Annotated in this window: 10 protein-coding genes; 2 read left to right on the forward strand and 8 right to left on the reverse strand. The window is 40.8% G+C overall.

Features of this window, described 5'->3' with window-relative positions:
- Positions 1–74: 74 nt before the first annotated feature.
- The gene (locus KSO91_RS01905) at positions 75–311 is read right to left on the reverse strand and encodes a TIGR02647 family protein (protein WP_238740786.1); all 237 of its coding nucleotides are present in this window, start codon (positions 309–311) and stop codon (positions 75–77) included.
- A gap of 148 nt (positions 312–459) precedes the next feature.
- On the opposite strand from KSO91_RS01905, the gene mutT reads away from it, so the two are divergent.
- Positions 460–840 (forward strand): 8-oxo-dGTP diphosphatase MutT, encoded by a 381-nt coding sequence (gene mutT / locus KSO91_RS01910; RefSeq protein WP_238740788.1) that lies wholly within the window; start codon positions 460–462, stop codon positions 838–840.
- 135 nt (positions 841–975) lie between these two features.
- On the opposite strand, the gene KSO91_RS01915 is transcribed toward mutT, so the two are convergent.
- Positions 976–1,317, reverse strand: a complete 342-nt coding sequence (locus KSO91_RS01915) for a hypothetical protein (RefSeq protein ID WP_238740791.1) — start codon at positions 1,315–1,317, stop codon at positions 976–978.
- Between the two features lie 120 nt (positions 1,318–1,437).
- Here KSO91_RS01915 and KSO91_RS01920 point away from each other — a divergent pair, with 120 nt between their 5' ends.
- Positions 1,438–1,614, forward strand: coding sequence for a hypothetical protein (locus KSO91_RS01920; protein ID WP_238740793.1), 177 nt, complete (start codon positions 1,438–1,440; stop codon positions 1,612–1,614).
- Positions 1,615–1,858: 244 nt separating this feature from the next.
- Here the strand turns inward: KSO91_RS01920 and KSO91_RS01925 are convergent, their stop codons facing one another.
- The 6 genes from KSO91_RS01925 to KSO91_RS01950 form a co-directional block, all read right to left on the reverse strand.
- Positions 1,859–2,392, reverse strand: a complete 534-nt coding sequence (locus tag KSO91_RS01925; protein WP_238740795.1) for an outer membrane factor lipoprotein domain-containing protein — start codon at positions 2,390–2,392, stop codon at positions 1,859–1,861.
- A gap of 16 nt (positions 2,393–2,408) precedes the next feature.
- Positions 2,409–4,370, reverse strand: a complete 1,962-nt coding sequence (locus tag KSO91_RS01930) for a MacB family efflux pump subunit (RefSeq protein WP_238740797.1) — start codon at positions 4,368–4,370, stop codon at positions 2,409–2,411.
- Positions 4,371–4,376: 6 nt separating this feature from the next.
- Positions 4,377–5,603, reverse strand: a complete 1,227-nt coding sequence (locus tag KSO91_RS01935) for an efflux RND transporter periplasmic adaptor subunit (RefSeq protein ID WP_238740799.1) — start codon at positions 5,601–5,603, stop codon at positions 4,377–4,379.
- A gap of 85 nt (positions 5,604–5,688) precedes the next feature.
- The gene (locus KSO91_RS01940) at positions 5,689–6,462 is read right to left on the reverse strand and encodes a YbhB/YbcL family Raf kinase inhibitor-like protein (RefSeq protein WP_238740801.1); all 774 of its coding nucleotides are present in this window, start codon (positions 6,460–6,462) and stop codon (positions 5,689–5,691) included.
- A gap of 175 nt (positions 6,463–6,637) precedes the next feature.
- On the reverse strand, positions 6,638–7,924 hold the full coding sequence (locus tag KSO91_RS01945) for an ATP-binding protein (RefSeq protein WP_238740803.1): 1,287 nt from the start codon (positions 7,922–7,924) through the stop codon (positions 6,638–6,640).
- A 162-nt stretch (positions 7,925–8,086) separates the two neighbouring features.
- The gene (locus tag KSO91_RS01950; RefSeq protein WP_238740805.1) at positions 8,087–8,770 is read right to left on the reverse strand and encodes a response regulator transcription factor; all 684 of its coding nucleotides are present in this window, start codon (positions 8,768–8,770) and stop codon (positions 8,087–8,089) included.
- Positions 8,771–9,539: the final 769 nt, after the last annotated feature.

The raw sequence follows: 9,539 nt of genomic DNA on the forward strand, positions 1-9,539 counted from the left end.
AAAAACAAATATTAAGGCTGAATGTACCTTGCTAAGCGTGATAACTCAACAAGCGAAGGTCAAATACCAATAAATTAGCTTAAGGTTGCTAATACATGGTGAAGGTGATCAACTGTTTCTAAGCCACTATCCGTTAAATAGCCGCCATCAGGCAAAGTAGTTAGCCCTTTTTCAAATAAAGATTTTGCAGCCTCAATGACCGTTGGAGCTGCATCATTATGTATTTTAATACCTGCTAGTTGTGATTTTTCAGGAAATTTAGCAAGCAGTTTCATTTCATCAAATAAAGCATCAGAGTAAGTTTTTATCATTATTATTAACCTCTTTTATTAAGCTTGGGTGTGTTTATTTATATAACCATATCTTGCCTTAAAATTGCAAATATTGGAATCAGTGAATTGGCGCTAGATCAAGCAATTAGGTAAACTATTTGCTTTAAAAAGGCAAAAAGGATATTTAATGAAAATAAGCGAAATTAGTATTGCGATTGTAAGAAATTCAGAGCATTTATTTTTAATCTGTTTACGAGCAGAAGATGTACATGAAGGCGGAAAATGGGAGTTTCCAGGGGGGAAAGTTGAACAAGGTGAAACACCTGAAATGGCGATGTGCCGAGAATTATCAGAAGAGGTGGGATTAACTGCCCTTAACCATCAGGAATTAGATTCAGTCCGTTTTGATTACGACGATCGTAAATTGAATTTACATTTTTATTTGGTAACGCAATTCGCAGGAGAGGCGCAAGGCAGAGAAGGGCAGCCAGTCAAGTGGGTGAGTAAAGAACAGCTTGCCTTATACCCTTTCCCGGATGCCAATAAAAGTATCATTGCGAAACTTTAACGGTGCTAAAAAATATGCTCGCCAGCGATTATTTGTACCAAGCGAATATTCTTGCGTGGTTCGTTTTACGTTATTCTATAAAAGCTCGCTATATTAAGCCTTTGCATGTCTATTTCTAAGGAGGGGTTGACAAGCTTATGCCTGCTTTGAATTATCCACTTTACCTACCTCATCATTATTTTCTGGTAGTATAAATGGCAGATTATTTTTTGTCAGCCAATTATCAATACCCGTCGCAGTGATATAAATCAACAGTTGTTGCTCTTCTATTTTTTCTAATTTGATGGTATAGGAATTCAATCCTTCTATTTTTATTTTTTCAATGTCAATTTTTTCACGTATATAAGGGCAACGGTGACATGGTAAGGCGCAAACATTTGATACTTCACAGGTTACCGCTTCTTTAAGATCGTTAATTAACTCTTTTGAGGATAAATCCATAAAATGTACGCCTCTTGTTTGTAATAATTTAACCACGATCGTCTCCTTTATAAACGTGAAAATAGTTGCGGAATATACTCGTTCATATCATTGTAGGAAGGAAAACAGGGCTTTGCTGTAAAAATATATATTTATTTAAAGTGCATGATTTAATGCATGACGGGAATGAAAGTCAGTGGATCAAACCCTGATATTACTGAGGAACATTTTTTAAACGACGTTTGGCATCATGCGATAGTAACAATCGCTTTAGTGGCTTACGATATTTATCCTCGTGATACATATTTAGTGATAAAAATGGCCGATGGATTTTTAAGCTTATTTGCAAGTTAGCTTTCAGGAGGTATTCGCAGCCAACCTCGCGAGGCCATATGCGGCCGATAATTTTTACTGATACATTATATCTGCTGATTGTTATCATGCAGAGCAGTTGCCGAAAAGTTCCTTAACGGAGTCTATTTTTACATTTTTATTTTCAATAAATTTCGTTATTTTGATAAGTTCTACAAGGCATAATTCATTTATTAGCAAAGTAAACAAAGCTGAAAGCGGTAATCACTTCGGTAAATAAAAGATATCACTTGAAATTTTTTGGGTACTCTCTGTCTTCATAGCTTGCTCTCGCGGCCCATTCATTTGCATCGGCATCGACACGTCGCCAAAGGGCCAATTCATAGTTGAGGGACAAATTCGAAGCAAAGTTACTATTTGATGCGTTATAATCAATATCATATTCAAATGAGGAATCATGAGAAAAACTCACTGTTGGTACTTTATTATTTTCACTAGTGCCAGCCTCTAATAGCGCTTTTCTTAAAGTAAGCGTCGCTTTTGCTAAATCACTATTTGATTGAAGCACTTGCTCGATCAAGCTATTTAACTGCGTGTCCTCAAATAAAGTCCACCACTTGTCAGAATGTTCAATTGTATTGCTACTCTGCGCTTCTGCTTTAGCATCTTCATTGGGCAAAAGTCCTTCAGACCAGTGTGCAGGTGTTTCTAATTCTGGTTGTTGATAGTCACTGCGCATGGAACTAAATCCAAATAGCGAAATAACGCATACCATCATGGTGATAGGGGTTTTACTTCTTATTTTAATAGTCGTTTTCATTTTATTTTCCTTGCCCTTAATCTCTAGAAAGCGCATCAACAGGGTTAAGTTTTGCGGCACTTCGAGCGGGGAGAAAACCAAACAAAACACCAATTAATGTCGAACAGGCAACCGCTGCAATAATCGATGAAGTCGAATAGACCATCAGAAAATCGCTACTCGTGTGTTGAAAAATAACACCAATAAGATAAGCAAGTCCTATGCCCAACGCACCTCCACTGAAGCAGACGAGCACCGCTTCAATCAGAAATTGACGCATAATATCAGTCTGCCGCGCCCCAACAGCCATGCGTATACCTATCTCACTCGTTCGTTCTGTGACTGAGACCAACATGATATTCATCACGCCAATTCCGCCAACTAATAAAGAGATAAACGCAATAGCAGAAATAAGCAGAGTCATCGTATCGGATGTTTTGGTGATACTTTTTCGCACCGTATCAGTATTAATAGTAAAGAAATCAACGAGGCCGTGACGCATGGTCAGTAAACTAATAATGCCTTGTTCCGCTACAGCACTAGAGACATTTTCGTCAATCCTTACCGTGATATCGCTGACATAATTTTGCCTAAATATCCGTCCAGATACCGTGGTATAAGGCACCCAAATATTGAGCTCATCACTATTATTAGAAACACTTTCAATTGGCTTTGTAACACCAATGACACGCACTGGAAGTTTGCCGAGAAAGATAACACTACCCAGCGCCTCTCCATCAGAAAAGAGCGCTTCTTTAGTGTTTGCATCAATAACAGCGACCTGCTCTAAGGACTCAATACTGTCTTCAGCAAAATATTGCCCCTGCGCCAAACTATAACCACGTACACGGAAATACTCTGTACCCACGCCCTGAACTGAACCTGTTACTGTTTCACTAGAATAACGAATCGCCACATTTGCCCTAACCGTTGGCGTAACACTGTCTACAAAGGGCAATGTTTTAAGCGCATTAGCATCTTCTGCTGTGAGCGAACGCACTCGACCAGAACGACGATCTCCGCGTCCTGTTCCTGGTTTTATTTCAATAGTATTAGTGCCCATTGAAGCAATATTAGCCAGAATTGTTTGTTGTGAGCCATTACCCAGTGCAACCACAGACACGACTGAGGCAATACCAATAATAATACCGAGCATGGTTAGAAATGTACGCAGACGATGATTGGCCATCGCAATCAATGCCATTTTCAACGCCTCAATATAACGTGACCAACTCAGCGCAAATTTTGCTTTTGTCTTATTTTCTACAGATGTTTTGTGATTGCTTATCGACTCACTCACCTTTTTGGCAGGGCGAGTTTGTTTATCACCAATAATCTCTCCATCTTTGATCTCAATAATTCGATCTGCAAAGGCGGCAACATGTGGGTCGTGCGTAACCAAAATAATGGTGTGCCCATCATCGTGTAGCTCACGAAGAAGTTTCATCATTTCTTCACCACTGCTACTGTCTAGTGCACCCGTTGGTTCATCTGCCAGAATAACATCGCCGCCATTAACCAGTGCTCTGGCAACACTTACTCGTTGTTGTTGACCCCCACTAAGCTGACCAGGTTTATGATCTAAGCGATCACTCAATCCAAGGCGAGTCAGTAATTTTTTTGCTTTTTCCTGACGGGCGTGTGGCCCCTCATTTGCGTACAATGCAGGCACTTCTACATTTCCCAGTGCGCTTAAATCTCCTAAAAGGTGGTAACGTTGAAAGATAAAACCAAAGTGATCGCGTCGCAATGCCGCCAACTCATCTTCACCCATGGTCGAGGTATTTAGCCCATTAATGAAATAACTGCCTTTATTTGCCTTATCCAAACAGCCCAAGATATTCATCAGTGTCGACTTGCCCGAGCCAGATGTCCCAATAATCGCAATCATCTCACCACGGTTGATCTGCAGGTTAATATCTTTCAGAACAGTCAACTCTTGATCGCCAGCAGAAAAAGAACGGGTAACCCCCACAATATTTAATAGTGCTTCAGTCATACGTTATTACCTCCTACCTTGGCCATGACCGCCTTGTCCACGCATCTCAGATCCCGATAGCGCATTCATCGAACTACTCGAAACACTATCGTCGCTCGCTGACGCCTCACCGATCACGATCTCATCACCTTGGTTAAGACCTGAGAGTATCTGAGCATAAATTTTATTGTTGATGCCCACTTCCACATCACGATATTCAATTCGGTCGTTTATTTTAATTGGAACCTGATAAGAAGGGGGCGCAGCGGTTTTTTTGACCAAAACCTGTGATGGAACGAGTAAAGCATCTGTTGCATTTTCTAAAATGATAGAGACCTGCGCGGTCATACCGAAACGCAATAGGCTCTCTGGATTTTGTACATCAAACAATGCGTTGTAGTAAATTGCTTCATCATCACCAATCTTCAAAGAACTATCATCACCACTCAATAATGTTGGGCCCGGTTCAATCGCACGTAATACACCTGGGTACTTCTTGCCCGTTGCCCCTAATATAGTGAAATAGACTTCTTGACCTGCTTGAACATTAATAATGTCAGCTTCGGAAACCTGCGCCTTAATGGTCATCACATCCAGCTGTGCAATCTCAATAATACTCGGTGTTCCCTGATTGTTATTCACCGTCTGCCCCTCTTCGACAGATATGTAAATCACGGTACCATCGATAGGAGAGTCAATGGTTGTGTAACCCAGATCGAGCTTGGCAGTGTCTACACTGATAATTGATTTTTCTTTTTCAGCTTTAAGCTGATCCAAATCAGCCTGATAAACAGCCAATATTGACTCTGCTAAGTCAAATTCTGATTGAGATGTGGCACCATTCACCAGCATTTTTTTCTTTCGTGCAAACTCAGACATCGCAACTTTAATCTGAGCTTTTTTTGCCCCACATTGAGCATTAATACTCTTCAGCGAAGCTTGTGCTTCTTTGATCGCATTTTGTTGTGTAAGGTTATCTATTTGAGCAATCAAATCTCCCTGCTTTATCTCATCGCCTAACTTGACATTAAGTTTGCCTACTAAACCAGAAACCTGAGCCCCAACACTGACCAATTTCGAAGGGTATAAGACACCGTTTGTCAGCACCACACTTTCAATATTTCCACGCTTCACAAAATCAGTGATGAACATCGGCTGAACCTGTTTCGCCACCATGTAGTTATAGCCGATACCTACGACGATAGCGCCGATCAGAAAAAATAATGCCAATGTAGTTTTAATGTTTTTTTTCATACCAATCTCGTCATTTCTCTTTGATTATTTAACTTCGATGAATGTTGTTCCGTTCGCCTATTTTTATGCAGCTACTGATCTTCGATTACTCTACTTCTATCGGCGCTGAAGTACGCGTACTATTGGATTTTTTACATAGCGGTAATGTTGATGGTGGCTCGTGTTCTTCGACTTGGTTGTTTTGGTTCGGACGAGGTTTGTGTGGGCTTTGGCAGCTGCGTGCAAAAGTAACGGTTAGGGAATCAGAACCGAGTACTAAGCCACTCAACCTTTTTCGCAGCGTCGCTTCTGAAACCTTGTCTGAGTGAGCCAACTCTAAAGCGCTTGAAAGCGCATAGAGATGAAAGGTGTAGTTTTTTGGGCCGGGGCCTTTCGAGCAGGGTGGCGCATATTCATTATTATCATTCACAACATTGCTGCCAAGGGTGCCAACAGATTGTCCACTTTTAATACCTGAAATTTCCGCCGGAATATTGTACATAGTCCAGTACCAGCGCAGTCCTTCTGGCCCTCTTGATTTAGGGGATTTAGGTGGTGGGGTGTTTTCTTCGCGATTGGCAACTTTAGGGACTGGTTTGTTTTTTTCATTACTAGCCGTTTTAGGCTCAGGTCCGTGCCCTGGCATATGATCCATGATTACAACAAAAGACTCTGTTCCATCCGGCGTACCACTCCAGTTCAATGGTGGCGAGATCCCTTCTCCTTCACAAGTAAATTGAATGGGAAGCGTCCCCTTATCTGTAAATGCAGGACTGCTGAGTTCGAGTGATTCATTGGCTTGAGTTGCCGCTGACATAAGCAATATCGAGGTTAGTAGTGGAACGATGGGGGAAAAATGGGGGATGATTTTTGCTTTCATGGACCTATCTCCGTAGTAATTAAGGTAACTCTTTAATGAGTAACACCAATATGGATAAGTCATTGTTCATATAATTGCGCAGGGAAATTTAACCAGCAAGAATGATCAAGTATTTATTTAAATTGGTATAACCTTAAGTCTATAGATTAGCTGGCGGAGTTGGATGACAATGCTGTCATTTAACGATGGGTAGTAATAATCGCATAGAAAAAACATCTTCTATACTTGCTTCAAGCGTGAGATCACCACCGTGTGCGCGGGCAATTTCCCGAGCCAAACTTAGCCCAAGACCACTACCGGATATGCCTTGCAACTGTTCTGGCTGTCCACGATAAAAGCGATCAAACAGTTGACTCCTGACTTCGTTTGACATCGGAAGACAAAAATTATTGATCAGGATTTCTATGGAGGATTCATTTTGACGGGCTTCAATAATCACTCCTTTTTTATGAATGCTGTAGCGGATCACGTTAACCAATAGATTATTTAAAAGTTGTTTCATTAGAACGATATCGCCTTTTAGAATAAGCTCTCTTTCAATCGTACAATGAAGTACCAGTTCATCGGACAATAACTCCATATCAGCGGTCAATTCATCTAATAAAGAGGTCATATTTATTGGTTCAAAATAAAGCGCCATGGAGCCAGAGTCGGCCTGTGAAAGCAGTAATAATTTACGGGTAATGGCCGATAGGTGCCCAACTTCATCAAGAATGGCATTCAAATCTAATTGCGATGTATTTTCAGATGTCACCGCTTGCTCAAGTTTGCCTCTTAATACAGTGAGCGGCGTTTTCAGCTCATGCGCAGCATCCGCGGTAAAGCGAGACACCTGCTGAAAACTATCCTCAAGTCGTTCTAACATCATATTGTACGCATCGATCAACACTTTAAACTCTTTGTCTTCTTTATCGCCTAATAGACGATGACTGAGATCTTTTTGGGTCACCCTATCCATTGACTTATGCAAGCGATTGATAGGCCGAAGGGTAGTCGTAGTGATAAACCAGGCACCAATAATACTAAGCAGTAAAGAGAAAGGAATAACCACAAAAAAAGCCGTTCGCAAGGTCGTCTCTAATTCACTGGTTGTAGCAGAAAGGTCAACCGCAATAAAACTTTTGATATTGTGACTTTGAAAATAACTCGCTCGCCATTGCTGGTGTTTATACTCGAACGAGGCCAACTGACAACGGATGGGATGATTTTTATCTGGTGGTGCTAATCGCTCTGATTTAATCCAATCTAATGAGCCTATTAGATTTTTTATATCTGTACCTTCTGACGCGATTAAAACACCATGCGCATCTGAGTCAACAAAAACCATTACATTGCTTTGTGAGTTAATGCGTAACTTCGCCATCAAATCAGCAATAAATCGCGCATCTGAATTCTCAATACCTTTTGATGTGGCTACTTGGGGTAAGGACATCTCACCATCAAGTCTTGGTGCTAAGTTCATTCGCATAGCGCGCCTTGCTTCCATACAAAGTCGATTATCAAGGTGTTCAAGTTCCACCTTCATAATACGTGACCAACTTAGTGTGGCCACAACTGTAAGTACAACGCTCACAGTAAGGATAGATATAGCAAAAATACGCGTGCGAAAGTACATTCTACAGCCTCATCGAGGGGTCAGTCGGTAACCAGTACCGCGTACCGATTCGATAGCGCCAATCATTTTCCCCGCACGTTCCAGTGAAGCTATCTTACGGCGGATCCGTTTAATACAGACATCAACAACATTAGTGCAGGGATCAAAATCGTAGCCCCAGACATGCTCCAATAGTTGTCCTCTTGTTAATACTTGATTAGGGGAACGCATCAAATGGGCTAGCAGACTAAATTCTCGACTGCTGAGTTCAACCGATTGGCCGTGACAATTAAGGCTGCGGCTAATGCAATCAAGTTGCAACGAACCAACCTCAACGACATGTTGTGAGGTACCTTCATGTCGTCTAAGTAACGCATTAAGTCGAGCACTCAATTCTTCCACGTAGAAAGGTTTTGCTAAATAATCGTCAGCCCCCATCTCTAGCCCCTGAACACGATCCCCCAGTTCATTTCTTGCAGTAAGAAGGATAATAGGAGTGTCATTACCCGTTTGACGAAGAGAACGGAGAATATCTAATCCATCACGCCCAGGCAGACCAATATCAAGGATAATAGCATCGTGTTTATTGTTGTTTGCAATCTCAAACCCTTGATTACCATCGGCACAATGAGTCACATTGAAACTTTTTGCACGCAAACCTTCACAGATAAAATCTGCGATTTTTTGTTCATCTTCAACAAGCAAAATGTTCATTGGGTTTAATCCTTAGATAAGTGATTAAAGTATCCCACCTGATACGGCTTACTTGCAACAAATATGAAAAGTATGACAGATTTGTCATATTTCTCATTCAACTCTTTTGATTGGTAAAGCTGAGCCTATTGGGCATCGCTAAGTGTAATTGACTAGAATAATTACTCCACGCCAATTTGCCAGAGTAGAATGAACCCGAGTCTCTTTTTCTTTTATAGTGGTGCAGTTATCCTGCTCAAATTATCAGCCATGCAGTTTGGCTTTATCATATGTTAATACAGAGTTTTCCTGATAATGAATAATTACTGACTACCTGAGACGTAGTTATCCGTTATGGAACGATTCGCCAATGGTGCAAGAAATACGGCGCGGACTATTGTAATTAGAGCAAAAATGATTTAGCTGATCTTGCTGATTTAGAGTGTTTTTATCAAAAAATAGTGTATTACATTACCCGTGGCTAGCCGTTGATTAATGTGTCATGAAATTGATGTCCTGGTTCAGAAATGAAAGTCGCCGTAAGGTAAGCCAAACTGTAATCGTCTGCGTCGTTATAACTCAAGTTTCGGGATTCAAAACAAACAATAAAACCCAAATAACTCGATGATTTTAAAGAGGTTGATGTCTCATTGTGGTAAAATACTTGTTAACTAGACAAAGGATAATACAACAAGAGACATCGAATGAATTCTGCCACAAAGACCTTGAACTTACCATCATTAACCGCTGACTTACTTAGCCAAACAAACCTTAAAATTGATAACACATT

Source organism: Psychromonas antarctica (genome assembly GCF_022267535.1).
Taxonomy (GTDB): domain Bacteria; phylum Pseudomonadota; class Gammaproteobacteria; order Enterobacterales; family Psychromonadaceae; genus Psychromonas; species Psychromonas antarctica.

Excerpts from the sequence above, each read along its gene's own strand:
- KSO91_RS01925 (WP_238740795.1), bottom strand. The coding sequence starts at position 2,392 with ATGAAAACGACTATTAAAATAAGAAGTAAAACCCCTATCACCATGATG.
- mutT (WP_238740788.1), top strand. The coding sequence starts at position 460 with ATGAAAATAAGCGAAATTAGTATTGCGATTGTAAGAAATTCAGAGCAT.
- KSO91_RS01920 (WP_238740793.1), top strand. The coding sequence starts at position 1,438 with ATGACGGGAATGAAAGTCAGTGGATCAAACCCTGATATTACTGAGGAA.
- KSO91_RS01945 (WP_238740803.1), bottom strand. The coding sequence starts at position 7,924 with ATGAACTTAGCACCAAGACTTGATGGTGAGATGTCCTTACCCCAAGTA.
- KSO91_RS01905 (WP_238740786.1), bottom strand. The coding sequence starts at position 311 with ATGATAAAAACTTACTCTGATGCTTTATTTGATGAAATGAAACTGCTT.
- KSO91_RS01935 (WP_238740799.1), bottom strand. The coding sequence starts at position 5,603 with ATGAAAAAAAACATTAAAACTACATTGGCATTATTTTTTCTGATCGGC.
- KSO91_RS01940 (WP_238740801.1), bottom strand. The coding sequence starts at position 6,462 with ATGAAAGCAAAAATCATCCCCCATTTTTCCCCCATCGTTCCACTACTA.
- KSO91_RS01950 (WP_238740805.1), bottom strand. The coding sequence starts at position 8,770 with ATGAACATTTTGCTTGTTGAAGATGAACAAAAAATCGCAGATTTTATC.
- KSO91_RS01930 (WP_238740797.1), bottom strand. The coding sequence starts at position 4,370 with ATGACTGAAGCACTATTAAATATTGTGGGGGTTACCCGTTCTTTTTCT.